Origin of the sequence: Nocardioides sp. NPDC087217 (assembly GCF_044744805.1) — a bacterium.
Lineage (GTDB): Bacteria > Actinomycetota > Actinomycetes > Propionibacteriales > Nocardioidaceae > Nocardioides.
The window spans coordinates 294,738-311,533 of the sequence record NZ_JBIUZB010000001.1; the positions used below are offsets into that span (position 1 = coordinate 294,738).

At 70.5% G+C, this 16,796-nt stretch carries 18 protein-coding genes; 8 read left to right on the forward strand and 10 right to left on the reverse strand.

Going from position 1 to position 16,796, the window contains the following annotated elements; genetic code table 11:
• The first annotated feature begins 29 nt into the window (after positions 1-29).
• Both ACIO3S_RS01515 and ACIO3S_RS01520 read left to right on the forward strand, forming a co-directional pair.
• On the forward strand, positions 30-1,916 hold the full coding sequence (locus tag ACIO3S_RS01515; RefSeq protein ID WP_400458710.1) for an FAD-binding protein: 1,887 nt from the start codon (positions 30-32) through the stop codon (positions 1,914-1,916).
• Entirely contained in the window at positions 1,913-2,821 is a 909-nt protein-coding gene (locus ACIO3S_RS01520; RefSeq protein WP_400458711.1) for an LLM class flavin-dependent oxidoreductase, read from the forward strand. Before ACIO3S_RS01515 ends, ACIO3S_RS01520 begins: the two co-directional genes overlap by 4 nt.
• On the opposite strand, the gene ACIO3S_RS01525 is transcribed toward ACIO3S_RS01520, so the two are convergent.
• The 3 genes from ACIO3S_RS01525 to sigE all read right to left on the reverse strand — a co-directional run bounded on the left by ACIO3S_RS01525 (position 2,818) and on the right by sigE (position 5,346).
• Complete coding sequence (locus ACIO3S_RS01525) at positions 2,818-4,215, reverse strand: S1C family serine protease (RefSeq protein WP_400458712.1); 1,398 nt, start codon at positions 4,213-4,215, stop codon at positions 2,818-2,820. The genes ACIO3S_RS01520 and ACIO3S_RS01525 overlap by 4 nt on opposite strands.
• A 70-nt stretch (positions 4,216-4,285) precedes the next feature.
• A complete protein-coding gene (locus ACIO3S_RS01530; RefSeq protein ID WP_400458713.1) occupies positions 4,286-4,753 on the reverse strand; it encodes a hypothetical protein in 468 nt (155 codons plus the stop codon).
• Positions 4,750-5,346, reverse strand: coding sequence for an RNA polymerase sigma factor SigE (gene sigE, locus ACIO3S_RS01535; protein WP_400458715.1), 597 nt, complete (start codon positions 5,344-5,346; stop codon positions 4,750-4,752). The genes ACIO3S_RS01530 and sigE overlap by 4 nt, the downstream gene beginning before the upstream one ends.
• A gap of 178 nt (positions 5,347-5,524) precedes the next feature.
• Between sigE and ACIO3S_RS01540 the strand changes: the two genes are divergently transcribed.
• Positions 5,525-6,166, forward strand: coding sequence for an O-methyltransferase (locus ACIO3S_RS01540; protein ID WP_400458717.1), 642 nt, complete (start codon positions 5,525-5,527; stop codon positions 6,164-6,166).
• 25 nt (positions 6,167-6,191) lie between these two features.
• On the opposite strand, the gene ACIO3S_RS01545 is transcribed toward ACIO3S_RS01540, so the two are convergent.
• The 7 genes from ACIO3S_RS01545 to dapE form a co-directional block, all read right to left on the reverse strand.
• A complete protein-coding gene (locus ACIO3S_RS01545; protein WP_400458719.1) occupies positions 6,192-6,605 on the reverse strand; it encodes a hypothetical protein in 414 nt (137 codons plus the stop codon).
• A gap of 174 nt (positions 6,606-6,779) precedes the next feature.
• Positions 6,780-8,318 carry a leucyl aminopeptidase family protein gene (locus ACIO3S_RS01550; protein WP_400458721.1) on the reverse strand — a complete coding sequence of 513 codons (1,539 nt, stop codon included), beginning with the start codon at positions 8,316-8,318 and terminating at the stop codon, positions 6,780-6,782.
• Positions 8,319-8,492: a DUF3117 domain-containing protein gene (locus tag ACIO3S_RS01555; RefSeq protein ID WP_008358749.1), complete on the reverse strand. Its 174-nt coding sequence runs from the start codon at positions 8,490-8,492 to the stop codon at positions 8,319-8,321.
• Positions 8,493-8,638: 146 nt separating this feature from the next.
• A complete protein-coding gene (locus ACIO3S_RS01560) occupies positions 8,639-10,399 on the reverse strand; it encodes a hypothetical protein (protein WP_400458723.1) in 1,761 nt (586 codons plus the stop codon).
• A gap of 15 nt (positions 10,400-10,414) precedes the next feature.
• Entirely contained in the window at positions 10,415-10,753 is a 339-nt protein-coding gene (locus tag ACIO3S_RS01565) for a DivIVA domain-containing protein (protein WP_400458724.1), read from the reverse strand.
• A 3-nt stretch (positions 10,754-10,756) separates the two neighbouring features.
• Positions 10,757-11,476 carry a TIGR00730 family Rossman fold protein gene (locus ACIO3S_RS01570; RefSeq protein ID WP_160024764.1) on the reverse strand — a complete coding sequence of 240 codons (720 nt, stop codon included), beginning with the start codon at positions 11,474-11,476 and terminating at the stop codon, positions 10,757-10,759.
• On the reverse strand, positions 11,473-12,558 hold the full coding sequence (gene dapE / locus ACIO3S_RS01575; protein ID WP_400458726.1) for a succinyl-diaminopimelate desuccinylase: 1,086 nt from the start codon (positions 12,556-12,558) through the stop codon (positions 11,473-11,475). Before dapE ends, ACIO3S_RS01570 begins: the two co-directional genes overlap by 4 nt.
• A 137-nt stretch (positions 12,559-12,695) precedes the next feature.
• On the opposite strand from dapE, the gene ACIO3S_RS01580 reads away from it, so the two are divergent.
• The 5 genes from ACIO3S_RS01580 (at position 12,696) to ACIO3S_RS01600 (ending at position 16,796) form a co-directional block, all read left to right on the forward strand.
• Complete coding sequence (locus ACIO3S_RS01580; RefSeq protein ID WP_400461047.1) at positions 12,696-13,769, forward strand: homoserine O-acetyltransferase; 1,074 nt, start codon at positions 12,696-12,698, stop codon at positions 13,767-13,769.
• On the forward strand, positions 13,766-15,088 hold the full coding sequence (locus tag ACIO3S_RS01585) for an O-acetylhomoserine aminocarboxypropyltransferase/cysteine synthase family protein (RefSeq protein ID WP_400458728.1): 1,323 nt from the start codon (positions 13,766-13,768) through the stop codon (positions 15,086-15,088). Before ACIO3S_RS01580 ends, ACIO3S_RS01585 begins: the two co-directional genes overlap by 4 nt.
• Positions 15,088-15,582 (forward strand): CoA-binding protein, encoded by a 495-nt coding sequence (locus ACIO3S_RS01590; RefSeq protein WP_400458730.1) that lies wholly within the window; start codon positions 15,088-15,090, stop codon positions 15,580-15,582. Before ACIO3S_RS01585 ends, ACIO3S_RS01590 begins: the two co-directional genes overlap by 1 nt.
• A gap of 72 nt (positions 15,583-15,654) precedes the next feature.
• Positions 15,655-16,176 (forward strand): OsmC family protein, encoded by a 522-nt coding sequence (locus ACIO3S_RS01595; RefSeq protein WP_400458731.1) that lies wholly within the window; start codon positions 15,655-15,657, stop codon positions 16,174-16,176.
• 65 nt (positions 16,177-16,241) lie between these two features.
• Positions 16,242-16,796 (forward strand): OsmC family protein, encoded by a 555-nt coding sequence (locus tag ACIO3S_RS01600; protein WP_160024770.1) that lies wholly within the window; start codon positions 16,242-16,244, stop codon positions 16,794-16,796.

A 16,796-nucleotide genomic window follows, 5' to 3' on the forward strand; every position in this document is an offset into this window, starting at 1 on the left:
TCTTCATCACCGCGTATTGGAGGATGTGCATGACGATCGAACTGGGCGTCGCCCTCGCTGCCGGCCTCGCCCCGGAACGACTGCTCGCCCTGGCCCGCCGAGCCGAGGAGGGTGGCCTGGACCTGGTCGTGCTCGACCCCGGCGACGACGATCCGTGGACCGTTGCCACCTGGCTGCTCGGCAGCACCAAGGCGATCCAGATCGGTGTCGGCACCGAGGCGGCGGGCGTGGCGGATCCCTCGGCCTCTGACGGATGGTCTCCACAGGTCGCCGAGAAAGCGAGGCAGAACCTCGACCAGCTTGCCGGCGCCCGCCTGCTCACCGACACGTCCGCCTGGATCGTCGCTCCCGCAGGGGCGACCGCGGACTCGCTGACCTCGTTGACCTCGCTGACCTCGCTGACCTCCGACGAGCTGAGCGGCCCCGGTGGCCGTGCGGTGGTCGTGCCGGCCACGACCGAGGCCGAGGTCGACCGGGCCGCGGGGCTGCTCGCCGAGCTCGGCGGCCCGGCTTCGGGCGGGCCCCGGCGTCCCGCGGCGGTGCGTGCGCTGCGCCGGGCGGGGATCGCTTATGACGAGATCCCGGCGACCCTGACGGCCGGCGCGGTGGAGCCGGGCGACCCGGGCTATCGCGGCGTGCGCTCGACCTACCTGCGCGGTGGGAGCCCAGGCCTGGTGCTGCGGCCGCGCACACCGGCCGAGGTGTCCGACGCGATCGGCTTCGCCCGCCGCCACACCGACCTACCCCTCGGGATCCGCAGCGGCGGCCACGGCGTGAGCGGGCGCTCGACGAACGACGGCGGGATCGTGATCGACCTGAGCGCCATGAACCGGATCGAGGTGATCGACCCGGCGCGGCGCCTGGTCCGCATCGGCCCCGGAGCCACCTGGAAGCAGGTGGCCGCGGCCCTCGACGCGTACGGCTGGGCGATCGGCTCCGGTGACTACGGCGGTGTCGGTGTCGGCGGTCTGGCGACCGCGGGCGGTATCGGCTTCCTCTCGCGCGAGCACGGCCTGACCATCGACCATCTGATCGCGGTCGAGCTGGTGCTCGCCGATGGGTCGATGATCCGCGCCACCGCGACCGAGAACCCCGACCTGTTCTGGGGCGTACGCGGTGCCGGGGCCAACTTCGGCGTCGTCACCGCCTTCGAGCTCGAGGCGCACGAGGTCGCCGAGGTCGGTTCCGCCCAGCTGATGCTGGTCGTTCCGGACCTCGAGGAGGCGCTGCTCCGCTTCGGCGAGATCGCCACCTCCGCGCCTCGCGACACCACCGTGTTCCTGGTGACCGGCCCGCCGCGGCCAGGAGGTTCGGTGATCCAGCTCTACGGGCTGGTCGACTCCTCCGACCCCGAGACCATCGTCGAGCGGCTCAACCCGTTCGCCGGCCTCGGCAGTCTCGTCCAGCAGCAGGTGGTGCTGGCCCGCTACACCGACGTCATGAACCAGGCGCCGGACGTCGGTAGCGACGGGCACCACGGCCATGGCGAGCCGCACTCGCACTCGGGTCTGATCGGCGCGCTCACCCCGGAGTTCGCGCGCGACGCGACCGCCATGCTGCGTACGGGCGGTGTGCAGTTCTTCCAGCTGCGCACCATGGGCGGTGCGATCGCCGAGGTCGACCCGGGCGAGACCGCGTTCCCGCATCGTGATGCCGCCTTCCAGGTGACCGCGCTCGGCGGGAACCGGCGTGCGCTCGACGCAGCCTGGGGCGGGTTGCGTAACCATCTGGACGGTCTCTATCTCAGCTTCGAGACCGACACCGACCCGGACCGGCTGGCCGACGCCTTCGGGACCCGGGCGCTGGATCGGCTGCGGGAGATCAAGCGACGCTACGACCCGCAGAACCTGTTCCGCGACAACTTCAACATCGCACCACACTTCAACTCGAACAACGACCCGGCGGAGGAAGCATGAGCGACTACGGACACGACCTACTCTTCGGCACCTTCGTCACCCCCAGCGCACGGACGCCGCAACGCGTCGTCGACCTCGCCGTCACCGCCGACCGAGCCGGACTGGACCTGGTCACCTTCCAAGACCATCCCTATCAGCCGGCGCTCCTCGACGCCTGGACCCTGATCTCGTACGCCGCTGCGCGCACCGAGCACATCCACCTGGCCGGCAACGTCCTCTCCCTGCCGCTGCGCCCGCCCGCGACGCTCGCCCGTGCGGTCGCATCGCTGGACCGGCTGACCGGAGGCCGCGTCGAGCTCGGACTGGGCGCCGGAGCCTTCTGGGACGGGATCGCCGCGATGGGCGGTCGCCGGCTCGGCGCCGGCGCGGGGGTCGACGCGCTGCGCGAGGCGATCGACATCATCCGGGACGTGTGGGACACCGACAGCCCCGGCGGCGTCCACTTCCGCGGCGACTACTACGTCGCCGACGGCGTCAAGCGGGGACCCGCCCCTGCCCACGACATCCCGATCTGGGTCGGCTCCTACAAGCCCAGGATGCTGGCGCTGACCGGTGCGCACGCCGATGGGTGGCTGCCCACGATGGAGTACATCGAGGGTGGTCCGGCCGCGGTTCCCGGCCTCAACGATCGCATCGACGAGGCGGCCGTCTCAGCGGGCCGCTCGCCCGGCGACGTACGCCGTCTTCTCAACGTCATGAACGTCTCGCTCCAGCCGGCCAGCCGCGGGCTGCTCGACGGACCGGTGGACCAGTGGGTCGAGGATCTGGCCGGTCTCACCCTGGAGCACGGCTTCTCCGCGTACCTCATCGGAGGCGACGACCCTGCCATCACCGAGCGCCTCGGCGCCGAGATCGCCCCGGCTGTGCGGGAGCTGGTCGCGGCCGAGCGTGGCGTCGATGTCTAGGCGAGGTTCTCGGTCTGCGCCTCGAGCTTGATCTTGAGCTCGTGGCGGGCACCGTTGCGCATCACCGTGAACTCGACCGTCTCCCCGGGCTGGTGGGCACGGATGGCGACGATCATGCCGATCCCGTCGGTGACGGTGACGTCTCCGACCTTGGTGACCCGGTCGCCGTCCTTGAGCCCACCGGCGGCGGCCGGCGAGCCGGCGTCGACCACCGAGATCAGCGCTCCGTTGTGATCGGCCGCCTGCACGTCGACGGAGGCGCCCACGATCGGGTAGGTCGCCTTGCCGGTCTTCAGGATCTGCGCGGCGGTCACCTTGACCTGGTCGATCGGGATCGCGAAGCCGACGCCGATGCTGCCGCCCTCTCCGCCCTCTCCCCCGCCGGCGGTCGCGATGGCCGAGTTGACCCCGATCACCTGGCCGACGAGGTTGACCAGGGGACCGCCGGAGTTGCCGGGGTTGATCGCCGCGTCGGTCTGGACGGCGTTGATGTAGGAGGTGTCGTCCTCGGTCTGCCCGGTGCTCACCGGGCGCTGGAGCGCACTGACGATGCCCGAGGTCACCGTGGAGCTGAGGCCGAGCGGCGACCCGATGGCGACGACGCCCTCACCGATCCTCAGCCGTGAGGTGCTGCCGAGCGAGGCCGGCTCGAGCTCCTTGACCTCGGGAACGTCGAGGACCGCGAGGTCGTAGACCGCGCTGCGCCCGACGACGTCGGCCTTGTACCGGCGGCCCTTGTGGTCGACCACCTCGATGCTGCCCTTCGCCTTGGCGGCGTCGGCGACCACATGGTTGTTGGTCACCACGTGGCCGTTCCGGTCGAAGACGAAGCCGGAGCCGGTCGCGGCGTCCTCGACGCCCTGGTACTCGGCGAAGATCTGGACCGTCGAGGGCAGCAGCGTCGCGGCCACCTTCACGATGCTGGCGTCGTCACCCTCGAGGGGCGCGTCGGTCTCGATCGAGCCCGGTTCGAGCCCACCGCCGGCCAGGCTGGACATGTCGTCCTGGTCCTCGAGTACGCCGCCGGCATAGCCGCCCAGCACGCCGAGCAGGAACGCGACGGCGGCCGCGAGCGCCCAGATCGGGCCGGGGATACGGCGGCGCTGCGAGGAGTCGGTCCGGGGTGAGGACGGTGGTGGCGCAGGCGGGCTGTCGAACCCGGGCAGGGAACCGCCCGGCGGTGGCGGCGGCACCATGGGCGGCAGCGGAGCGGTGTCGGCGGCCGGAACCGGCTCCACGGCAGGTCTCGGCATGCCCGGCAACGGCACCTCGGCCGTGTCCCGCTCGTCGTCGACAAGGGCGTCGGGGGACGACTGCCCGGCCGGGGGCACGTCGGACGGTGGTGCCCAACGGGAGATCGGCCGCGACTGGTCGTCTTGTGGTTCCTGCGTCACGACACCCATTCTTCCCACTCGCCCCAACAATGGGCAGCCCGGGTCTCGTGTCGCGTCGCCAGGCCGATGCTCAGCGGCGTACGTGGGCGACGACGGGGGCGCCCGGAGTGCCCGGGACCTGGGTGACCGCGGTGACCGGGAGATTCCTGGGAACCGGCGCGTCAGCCGGCGCGGCGGCGAAGGTGAACATGCCGAAGACAGCGGCACCGACAGCACCGCCACCGGCGGCGACCATCACCAACGTACGCCGCATCGACCGGGGGTCGGAGTAGGTCTCGTCGAGGTCGTCGGCGGGCCACATCGAGGCGGCCAGGACACCGCCGCGGAGCGAGCCCTTGAGGTCGGCCGGAGCGGTGACGCCGGGGTCGACGCTGAGGCCGGCCAGGCGTCGCTTGAGCCAGCCCTCACGCTCCACCGCGCGGCGGCAGGCGCAGCACTCGTGCACGTGCGCCCAGGCCCGCTCCTCGTCTGCTGCGGGGAGCTGTCCGTCGAGAAGGGCGCTGATGCGCGCGCCGAGGTGGTTGCCCAGAAGACTCATGAAGCCCCGCCCCACAACACCTTGGGCCCGGAGTGACGCAGTCGTCCGCCGCGCGGGGCGCGGTGGGCGAGGTTGTCACGGAGCATCGCCCGGCCGCGGTGGATACGCGAGCGGACGGTGCCGAGCTTGGCACCGAGGATCTCGGAGATCTCCTCGTAGGAGAGCCCCTCCACGTCACAGAGCACGACCGCGGCCCGGAAGTCGGGCGGCAGCGTGGCCAGCGCGCGCTCGATGTCGTCATCGAAGCGCTGGTCGGTGTAGGCCACGTCCGGCGTCGGGCCGCTGCTCGTCAAGCGCGAGGCGCGCTCGTCGGAGAGGGCATCGAAGCGGATCCGCTGCTTACGACGGGCCTGGTCGAGGAAGAGGTTGGTGGTGATCCGGTGCAGCCAGCCCTCGAAGGTGCCGGGGCTGTAGGTGTCGAGAGAGCGGAAGACGCGCACGAAGACCTCTTGGGTGAGGTCCTCCGCGTCGTGGCGGTTGCCGGTGAGACGGTAAGCGAGCCGGTAGACCCGGTCGGAGTGCTTCTCCACGATCTCGTCCCACGTCGGAACACCCGGCTCTTGGGTCGGGGTCTGCGTGGGCTCCGCGGTCATGGTGCTCCTGTCGTCTGTCTCGCTGATCGCTGACATCTCCTACGGTAGATCCCCTGGGACCGGAAGGGCTGAGAGTTGCCTGTGAGGCTCCTATTTTTCCTCTTCCTGTGCTCTTCCAACGCACAAGTTGGATCAGGCGTTCCCGCACCGTTACGCGAAACAGGTTAGGTTTTGCGGTGTGACCAGCCCTGTCTCGACCGCAAGTTGGACCTACGCCGACGAGTTCGTCGCGGAGGACGACCTCCTCGCAGCCGCCCGATCCCGGGCCGAGGAGGTCGGAGTCGCACCCATCGGGCCGGGCGGCGGTGCGGCGCTGCGCTTCCTCGCCTCCGTCCTGGATGCGAAGAACGTGGTCGAGGTCGGCACCGGCACCGGTGTCTCGGGGCTGTGGCTGCTGCGCGGCATGCGCCCCGAGGGGGTCCTGACCACCGTCGACATCGAGACCGAGCACCAGCGGCTGGCCCGGCAGAGCTTCACCGAGGCCGGTTTCGGCCAGCGGCAGGCGCGGTGCATCGCCGGCGCCGCCCTCGACGTGCTCCCCCGGCTCACGGACAACCACTACGACCTGGTGTTCGTCGACGGCGACAAGACCGAATACTCGGCCTACCTCAAGGAAGCGCTGCGCCTGCTCCGTCCCGGCGGCGTCGTCGCCTTCGACAACGCGCTGTGGCACGACCGCGTGGCGGACCCGTCCGTACGCGACGAGGAGACCGCCACCATCCGCGAGCTCAACCAGCAGGTCGCCGACAACGACGGCCTCATCCCGCTGCTGCTCCCGGTGGGCGACGGCCTCCTGCTCGCCCGGAAGCTCGAAGCCTGAGCCTGCTTCCGGACAGGGGCTCAGGTCAGCACCAGTGGGTGGCGCACCAGTCGGCTCGGTCGTGGCTGTCGATCATCCGGTTGACCGCCGCGATCAGCTTTCGAAGCACGCTGAGCGCCTTGGCATAGCGATGCGCACGGGCGTAGGTGACGAATGCGGAGCGAGCGCTTGCGACCGTCTGAGCAGCCTGCCCGGAGCCGATGGCCTGCTGGACATCGGAAATCTCGTTGCTGACGGGCGCGATACGAGGCTTCCACGCCGTCCAAGTGCGGTGTGAACTCAAGTACGAGTACTTGCTGGTCATCGCCGCGTTCGACTGCTTGATCTCGGCGAGGTTCACACTGATCCCGCTCGCAGCCTGCGCCGGCTGCGACGCCATCGTGAGCAGTCCGAGCGGAAGCAGCAATGCGGCGGCGAGCACCAGAAGTCTGGCTCTCATGAAGAGTCCTTTCGACAGAGGTGACCTACGGTCCGAGGTCGACCCACGTTCGCAGGACCGAGTGTGCTGGCGCACCCGTAGCTCGCCCGTACCCACCCGTAGCCGAACCCTGGGGAGGGTTGTCCGAACAGCGTTCGGATCACCCTCCCCAGGGTCGCGACCGGTTCGCGGGCGTCAGGAGCCTACGCGCGCCAGCGGATCCTCATCGGCGAGCCAGGTGAGGAGGACCCGGGCGCCGAAACCGGTGGGGCCGGGAGTGAGCTCGTGGACGTCGGCGTACGCATCACCGCAGGCGACGTCGATGTGGGCCCACGGGATGCCACCGGTGAAGTGGTGGAGGAAGAGCGCGGCAGTGATGGCGCCGGGCCCGCCGGGTGCGTTGTCGGCGTCGGCGACCTTCGAGGAGAGCTTGTCCTCGTAGTCGGCGACCAACGGCATCCGCCACAGCGTCTCACCGGAGACATCGGACGCCTCGGCCAGCAGCGTGGCCAGCGCGTCGTCGTCGGCGAAGTAGCCGGCCATCGTCTGCCCGAGCGCCACCCGCATCGCACCGGTGAGGGTGGCGATGTCGACCAGGGCGGCCGGCTTGAGCTTGTCCACGGCGTACGCCATCGCGTCGGCCAGCACGAGGCGGCCCTCCGCGTCGGTGTTGGTGACCTCGGAGGTGCGGCCGCCGTAGTGGGTGACCACGTCGCCGGGGCGCAGTGCCGAGCCGGAGATGGCGTTCTCGGCGGCGGCGATGAGGCCGACCACCTTGACCGGGCAGCCGATCTCGGCCAGCGCCGACATCACCGCGAGCACCACCGCACCGCCGGTCATGTCGCGCTTCATGTTGAGCATGCCGTCGCCGGGCTTGATGTTGAGCCCGCCGGTGTCGAAGGTGATGCCCTTGCCGACCAGCACCACCGTCGGCACCGTCTTCAACGAGTTCAGCCGCCCCGTCTTGCGGGGCGTGTAGTCGAGCCGGATCAGCCTCGGCGGGGTCGCCGAGCCCTGGCCGACCGCGACGATGCCTCCGAAGCCCTCGGCCGCGAGCTGGTCCTCGTCCCAGACGGTGACCTTCAGGCCGGTCTCGGCTGCCAGTGTCGTCGCCTGCTCTGCGAGCCAGGCCGGATTCTTCAAGTTGCTCGGGACCGAGGAGAAGAACCGCGCGCGCCAGCTGGCGCGCGCGATCGCCTGGGCCCGGTCCAACGCTGCCGCCTGGTCGTCGCCGAGGTCGGCCAGAGTGATCGTCTCCACCGGTTTCCACGGCGCCCCCTCGGAGCGCCAGTGGAAGAGGAAGGACCCCAGCGTCGCACCGGCCACGAACGGCTCCAGCCCGACCTCCGGGTCGGCCGCCGGGATGGTCGTGACCACCTCGGACCGATCCCGCACGGCGCGTGCCAGCGCGGCCCCCGCCCGCCGGAAGTCGTCGCGACGTTGCGCGCCGACACCGATCAGGAGGATCTGTCGCAGGGTGCCGGAGCCGGTGACGGCGTACGTCGTCACCTCACCGGCACTGCCGGTGGCACCTTCGAACTCGAGATGACCCAGGAGATCGTGTTGGTCGCCGAGGTCGGCGGCCCCGGGACCGATGACCAACTCGTCCTCGCCCGGGATGACCGGTAGCGCGATGATCTCGGCATCCAGGCTCTCCGGGCCGAGCGGATTGAGCGTGAAGGTGGGCGGCCCGACCTGCGACGGCAGAGCCGGTGACGGCAGCGTTGTGGTCATCTACGCGTTCAGCCCAAGGCCTTTGATCTCTTCGCCGAGCGCGGCGGCCTCTTCGGCGTTCAGTTCGACGACCAACCGGCCACCACCTTCGAGCGGGACGCGCATCACGATGCCCCGACCTTCCTTGGTGACCTCCAGCGGACCGTCTCCCGTCCGCGGCTTCATCGCCGCCATGCGGCACCTTCTTCCGTGTCTCGCGTGTCGGCGCTCACCTGCCGGATGGCCTCGGAGCGCGCATTGCACGTCCATTATCCCTCATCAGGTCAGCAGACCTGACGGCAAGGTGCGAGTTTCGGCGGGTTGACCTGCCTTCGAACCTGTCAGATGACCGAGGTTCCGTAGGCCCAGGTCAGCCAGATCGCGAGGATCACCAGCGTGAGGTGCACCACGATGGCCGCTCCGGAGGACTCGTGGAAGGCTCCGTCCGGGTCCCGACGGTCGCCTCCGGCGGGCCGGTCGTAGGCATCGTCGTAGCGCTCGTCGTAGCGATCGTCATAGCCACGGTCGTAGGCCTCGTCGTAGTCGTAGCCCTGTGCGTACGCCTGGTCGTAGCCCTGGTCGTAGCCCGCGTGGGCCGGCTCGTCGTAGCCCTGGCCCCGCTGCCGTCGACGCGGCTGCGCCTCGGGCGCGGGCGGGGTCGGAGCAGGAGGCTCGGTCCGGTCGCGGCCCCGGTCCCGGGGGCCGTAGGACTCGAACGAGTAGGGATCGTACGTCTCGGGCCGCTGCCCCGGCTGGCGGCCGGCGGGCCGGCTCGGCGCGGGCGGCGGCGCAGGCGCGGGTGCGGGCTGGGGTGCCGGTTGGGGCGCGGGCCGGGGTGCGGGCTGGGGTGCCGGTTGGGGCGCGGGCCGGGGCGCGGGCCGCGGTGCGCGCGGCGGGCTCGGCTGCTGCTGGCCCGGGTAGTCGGAGTAGCTGCTGTCGCGCCGGTAGCGGCGGTCGGCGAACTCGTCGTGGCTGTCGTTGCGGCGGTCGTCGTAGCGATCGTCGTAGCCGCGCGAGCGGCGCTGCGGCGGCTCCTGACGGCGACCCCACGGGTCCTGGCCGCTCCGGCCCGGCTCGCCCTGGCCCGGCTGGGGCTGCTCGGGCGCCGGCCGCTGAGGCGCCGGACGCTGAGGGGCGGGACGCTGAGGCGCCGGACGCTCGCGCATCGGCTGCTCCGGGGCTCGCCGCTCCTGCGCGGGTCGAGCGGGAGCAGGGCGGTCCTGCCGTGGCCGGGCGGGACCCGCCGGGGCCGGCGGCTGGGGCACGGGCTGGTGACGTACGGGCTGCTGCGGCGCCGGCTGGGGCGCCGGCGGCTGGGGCGCGGCAGCACGCCGGGGAGGCCGCTGCGGCGACGGCTGGGGCTGCGGTGCCGGCTGCGGGGCGGGCTGCGGTGCGGGCGGGGGCGGTGTCTGCCGCCCGGCCACGCGGCGACCGATCTGCCCGTCCCGCGTCGGAGCCGGGGCGGGGGCGGGGGCCGGAGCAGGGGCCGGGGCTGGCGGCGGCGCAGGCGAGGGGTCACGCTCGATCGGCGCCATCACCGCGGTCTCGTCGACACCCGAGGCTGCTCGCCGGGGCTCGGGCCGGCGTTCGGCAGGGCGTCCCTGCTGGGCGACCGGCTGAGGAACAGGCTGAACAGGCTGCTGGACCGGTCGGCGCGGGTCCGCGTAGCCCGCCCGGCCGTCAGGCTCGGTGTAGTCGTCGTAACCGGGCTCGGCATAGCCGGCCTCGTCGTAGCCGTAGCCGTCCTCGGCGTACTCATCGGCGTAGTCGTCGTAGTCGCCATAGCCGTAGTCGTCGTGACCGGAGGCTGCGGCGCGCTGCTCCTTGAGCCGGCGGGCGAGCAGGTAGAGACCCGCGATCGCGGCGAGCCAGATCCCGAAGAGCCCGATCACGCCCGGGATGTCACCGCCGAGGAAGAACGACGACGGCGAGGCGAGGAAGAGGACCCAGACCAGGAGGCCGGCTGCACCGGCGTACAGGTGGATCTTGGACGGCAGCCCCGCCTCCTGCGGCTGCAGGAGATGTGGCTTCAGATAGGTGAGCGCGACGATCACCGCGACCAGGGCGGTCACGGCGTAGACGAGTACGGCAGCGAAGCTCACGGCAGCGATTCTGTCCTAGACGTCGGGCGAGCCCGAATCGGGCTCGGGCGTATGTGATCTGAGTCCCCCGACTCCGACCTCGGCACCGGCATCCCCGGCCGCGGTCGACTCACGCCATTCTGCCTCCTCGGCAAGGCGGGCGATCAGAGCGTCCACCTCGTCCATCCGGTAGCCGCGGAAGGCCACCGAGAAACGTACGTGACGCAGGTCTGCCGCCTCCAGGACGCGGTCGCGGGGCACCAGAGCGTCGGGCTGGTCGCCGTACTCCTCCCCCATCGGCGCGCCTGTCCCGGCGGCTACGAGGGCGACTCCTCCGAGAGCCAGCACGATGAGTGCCGCGAAGATCCAACCCATGCGTCAGTCACGCGCCTTCAACATCAGCTCGACCGCCTCGTCCACGTCGTCGGTGAGGGTGATCATGTCCAGGTCGCTCTGCTTGATCCGGCCGTCGGCCAGCATCGTCTCGCGCATCCAGTCGAGCAGCCCCTCCCAATGCTTCACGCCCATGAGCACGACCGGGAACTGGGTGATCTTCTTGGTCTGGGAGAGCGTCATCGCCTCGAAGAGCTCGTCCATGGTGCCGAGACCGCCGGGCATGACGACGTAGCCCTGGGAGTACTTCACGAACATCATCTTCCGCACGAAGAAGTAGCGGAAGTTGAGCCCGAAGCTGACGTAGTCGTTGAGCCTGGCCTCGAAGGGCAGCTCGATGCCGAGGCCGATCGACTCCCCACCGGCCTCGAGGGCGCCCTTGTTGGCCGCCTCCATCGTGCCCGGACCGCCGCCGGTGATCACCACGAAGCCCGCTTCCGCCAGACCTCGGCCGACAGCCTCGGCCTGCGCATAGGTCGGGTGGTCCTTCGGCGTGCGCGCCGACCCGAAGACCGAAACCGCTGGGCCGACCTCGGAGAGGTCGTTGAACCCCTCGACGAACTCGGCCTGGATCTTCATGACCCGCCACGGATCGGTGTGGACCCAGTCGCCGTGGCCGGAGCTGTCCAGCAGTCGCTGGTCGGTGGTGCTGCCGGCGGGGCGCCCCTTGGTGGGGCGTGGGCCGGAGCCGCTGCGTCGGGTCATGCGGTCAACCAATCACGAAGGGCCTGCTCGCACGCGGTGATCTCGGAGATCCGTACGTGCTCGTCGGCTTTGTGGGCGAACATCGGGTCACCTGGACCATAGTTGACCGCCGGTATGCCGAGAACCGTGAACCGCGCCACATCGGTCCAGCCGAACTTGGGTCCGACCTCACCGCCGACCGCCTCGATGAAGGCCTTGGCCGCCGGGCGGTCCAGGCCGGGCAGCGCGCCCGGGGCCGAGTCGGTCAGGGTGACGTCGTAGCCCTCGAAGAACTCGGTCACGAACGCCAGCGCCTCCTCCTCGCTCCGGTCCGGCGCGAAGCGGTAGTTGACCGTCACCACGCACTCGTCGGGGATCACGTTGCCCGCCACTCCCCCGGCGACGAAGACCGCGTTGAGGCCCTCGTGATACTCCAGCCCGTCGATGACCGGCTTGCGCGGGACGTACGACTCCAGGCGGCGGAGCACCTCGCCGGCCTTGTGGATCGCGTTGACGCCGCGCCAGGAACGGGCACTGTGGGAGCGCTCGCCGGTGGTGCGCACCTCGACCCGCAGGGTGCCCTGGCAGCCGGCCTCGACGCCGGCGTTGGAGGGCTCCATCAGGATCGCGAAGTCCCCGGCGAGCAGGTCCGGCTCGCTGGCCGCGAGCTTGCCGAGACCGTTGTGGACGGCCTCGATCTCCTCCGCGTCGTAGAAGACGTACGTCACGTCGCGGTTGGGCGTCCGGAGCGTCGCGGCGAGCTTGAGGATGACCGCGTCGCCCGACTTCATGTCGCACGCGCCGAGGCCGTGCAGGATGCCGGTGGCCTCGTCGAGGCGGCTCGGGAAGTTGCCGTTGACCGGCACCGTGTCGAGGTGGCCCGCGATGACCACGCGCTCGGGGAGACCGAGGTCGGTGCGCGCCACGATCGAGTTGCCCCGCCGCTCGACGACGAGGTGGTCGTACGCAGCCAGCGCCCGCTCCACGGCGTCGGCCAGCTCGAGCTCGTTGAGGCTCACCGAGTTGATGTCCATCAGCTGCCGGGTCAGCGTCACCACGTCGGTCGTCAGGTCGATCTCGGGAGTGTCAGGACTGGTTGTCACAGGCGCTAGTCAACCAGCCGTCCATGAGAGATCACGCGGGGGACCTGGCTGCCTGGATGCCGGACATCCATCCGCGGGCTCGACACGCACGCTACATTCTGTAGTTAACGACTCGACTTAATGGAGAGAGGGTGTCGATGACCACCGTGCGGCACGCCCGCCTCTTCGACGAGGCCGACCCGCTACACCTGGCCGGCGGCGACACGCTGGGATCCGTCGACGTCGCCTACGCCACCTACGGCGAGCTGGCACCCGCCCGCGACAACGTCGTCTTCATCGCCCATGCGCTCACCGGCGACGCCGAGGTCACGGAGTGGTGGCCGACGATGGTGGGCCCCGGGAGACCGGTCGACACGGACCGGTTCTTCGTGGTCTGCGCCAACCTCCTCGGCGGTTGCCGAGGCACCACCGGTCCGTCCTCGACCGATCCCGCCACCGGCCGCGCCTGGGGGCTCGACTTCCCACTGATCTCGGTCGCCGACCTGGTCACGGTCCACCGCCGGCTGCTGGCCCACCTCGGCATCGAGAAGCTCCACGCCGCCATCGGCGGATCGCTCGGCGGCATGCAGGTCCTGCAGTGGGCCGCCGACGCCCCCGGCCAGATCGAGCGGGCGGTCCTGGTCGCCGCCTCGGCCCGGTTGAGCGCTCAGAACATCGCGCTCTCGAACGTCGCCCGGCAGGCGATCCTGCGCGACCCCGACTTCCTCGGCGGACGCTACCCGGACCACGGCGTGGTCCCCGCCGACGGCCTCTCGGTGGCGAGGATGCTGGGCCATGTCACGTACGTCTCCGAGCCCGGGCTGGAGGAGAAGTTCGGCCGGTCGCGGCGCGGCGCCACCCCGGGATTCGGGATCGACTTCGAAGTGGAGAGCTATCTCGACCACCAGGCGAGGTCGTTCGTCGACCGCTTCGACGCGCTCTCCTACCTCTATCTCTCCCGCCTCCTCGACTACTTCGACCCGTTCGCCTCGGAGGGTTTCGCCGAGCGGATCCGGGGCACCCGGTTCCAGGTCATCTCCTTCGACTCCGACTGGCGCTTCCCCACGTCCCACTCGGTCCTGATCGAGAAGGAGCTGCGCTGCGCCGGCGTCGACGTCGAGCGCCACGAGATCGCCTCGACCTGGGGTCACGACTCGTTCCTGCTCGACCCGCCCGGCTATCTCGACCTCGTCCGGAGCTTCCTCAACGATCGAACTGGAGTTGGTTCATGAGTGACCACGCGTACGGCTTCAACACCCGTGCGATCCACGCCGGCAACATCCCCGACGGCGTCAGCGGCGCCCGGGCGCTGCCGATCTACCAGACGGCGTCGTTCGTCTTCGACGACACCGCCGACGCCGCGGCGCGCTTCGCGCTGCAGAAGTACGGCAACATCTACACCCGCGTCGGCAACCCGACCGTGGCCGCGCTCGAGGAGCGGCTCGCCTCCCTGGAAGGGGGCATCGGGGCGGTCGCCACCGCCTCGGGACTCTCTGCCGAGTTCGTCACCTTCGCATCCCTCGCCGGCGCCGGCGACCACATCGTCGCCTCCGCCCAGCTCTACGGCGGCTCGGTCACCCAGCTCGACGTCACCCTGCGCCGCTTCGGCGTCTCCACGACCTTCGTCTCCTCGACCGATCCGGAGGCGTACGCCGCGGCGATCCGCCCCGAGACCAAGCTCGTCTTCGCCGAGACCGTCGCCAACCCATCAGGCGACATCGCCGACCTGGAGGGGCTGGCCGACGTCGCGCACGCGCACGGGGTGCCGTTCGTCGTCGACTCGACGATCCCGACGCCGTACCTGTCTCGGCCGATCCAGTGGGGCGCCGACATCGTGGTGCACTCGGCCACCAAGTTCCTCGGCGGACACGGGACCACGCTCGGCGGAGTCGTCGTCGAGTCCGGCCGGTTCGAGTACTCGCCGGAGCGGTTCCCGCTCTTCCACGAGCCGGTCGAGCACTACGGCGGCCTGTCGTGGTGGGGCAACTTCGGCGAGTACGCCTTCCTCACCCGGCTCCGCGCCGAGCACCTGCGCAACGTCGGCGCGACGCTGAGCCCGCAGTCCGCCTGGCAGCTCGCCCTCGGCGTCGAGACCCTGGCGCTGCGGGTCCAGCGGCACGTGGAGAACGCACGGGTCGTCGCCGAGTGGCTCGATGCCGACGACCGGGTCGAGAACGTACGCTGGGCCGGCCTGCCCTCGCACCCGCACCATGCGCGGGCGCAGAAGTATCTGCCCAAGGGTCCCGGCAGCGTCTTCTCCTTCGACGTCCGGGGCGGTCGCGCCGCCGGCGAGCGGTTCATCGAGTCGGTCGAGCTCGCCAGCCATCTGGCCAACATCGGCGACGCCAAGACCCTGGTGATCCACCCCGCCTCGACGACCCACCGCCAGCTCAGCGAGTCGCGACTGGCCGAGGCCGGCGTCGCCCCCGGGCTGGTGCGGATCAGCGTCGGCATCGAGGACGCCGACGACATCATCTACGACCTCGACCAGGCGCTGACCGCCGCCGTACCAACCGTCTCGGGCTTCGCTTCGACCAGGAAGGAGATCTGATGGCCATCCCACAGATTCCCCACGAGCCGAGCGCACGCGAGCGGCAGGGTCTGCTGCAGGCCACGAGGTCGATCGCGATCGTCGGCTTCTCCCCCAACACCGCGCGGTCGAGCTACTACGTCGCCACCTACCTCACCCAGGACACCGACTACCGGCTCTACTTCATCAACCCGAACGCCGCGGGTCGCGAGGTGCTCGGCCAGCCGGTCTACTCGAGCCTGGCGGATCTCCCGGAGACTCCCGACATCGTCGACGTCTTCCGGCGCGCGAGCGACCTGCCCGCGGTCGTCGACGAGGTGGTCGCGCTGGGCTCGCCGGTCGTGTGGTTCCAACTCGGGCTGACCAACGACGAGGCTGCGGAGGCGGCGCGCGCGGCAGGACTGACCGTCGTCCAGAACCGCTGCCTCAAGATCGAGCACGCCCGCTTCCACGGCGGCCTGCACCTGGCCGGGTTCGACACCGGGTTGATCACCTCACGCCGGACCGCGCGGTGAGATTCCTTCGTTAGTCGAGTTAGTTAGTCTAATATCTCGATTAAGCCATTCCCTCGACTCCGGAGTGTTCCCATGAGCATCGATTCAACGACACAGCTCAACGACGTCGACCTCGCCGCCGTCGGCAACCTCGTCCAGGCGATCCAGGACGATCCCGCCAAGGCGCGCACCACCTGGGCTGCACACGTGACCTGGAAGGGTGCCTTCGCGTCCGAGGCGAAGATCCGATCCTTCGAGCCCACGCAGTCCGACGAGCCCTCAGGTCTGGGCGGCGGCGACACCGCCGCCAACCCCGTCGAGCAGCTTCTCGGCGCCCTGGGCAACTGCCTCGCCGTCGGCTACGCCGCGAACGCCTCGGTCGCTGGGATCGAGCTCGACGACCTGCGCATCGACCTCAAGGGCGACGTCGACCTCAAGGTCTTCCTCGGCCTCGCCGAGGGCCACGCCGGCTTCGACACGATCGACGCCGTGGTCACCATCGCCTCCGAGGCATCCCGCGAGGAGCTCGAGGCGCTCCACGCCAAGGTGCTCGCCAGCTCGCCCGTCGGCCACACGCTCCGCAGCGCGGTCCCGGTCAACGTCTCGCTGGCCTGACTCGCCGCCACCGCCCGTCCACACCCATCCAGACCCATCCAGACCCATCGAAACGAGGAACCAACATGACAGAGACCACCGTCGACAACGGCGTCAACGTCGCCGCACTGCTCGGCGCACGCGCCGCCCTCCAGGAGACGCCGGAGGCGGCCAAGTTCACCTGGCGCGCCACCAACACGTGGATCAAGGGCACCCACTCCAAGAGCAAGGTCGAGGGCTTCTTCGGCCTCGGCGAGGAGCAGGAGTCCGAGCGCTCGTTCGAGTCCGACGGCGACCACCCGCCCCAGTTCGCCGCCGACAACCAGGGCCCCACGCCGGTCGAGACAGTCCTGGTCGCGCTCGGCGGCTGCCTGACGGCCGGCGTCGCCGCCGTCGCCCAGCAGCGGGGCATCCAGCTCAACTCCGTCACCGCGACCATCGAGGGCGACCACGACATCCGTGGCATCCTCGGCGCCGACGCGGACGTACGCAACGGCTTCACCGGCGTCCGCGTGAACTACTCGATCGACGCCGACGCCTCCCCCGAGGACGTCGAGGCGCTGGTCGCGCAGTCGCAGAAGCGCTCGGCCGTCTTCGACATCCTCACCAACCCGACCGCGGTCAGCGTCTCGGTCTCGTGA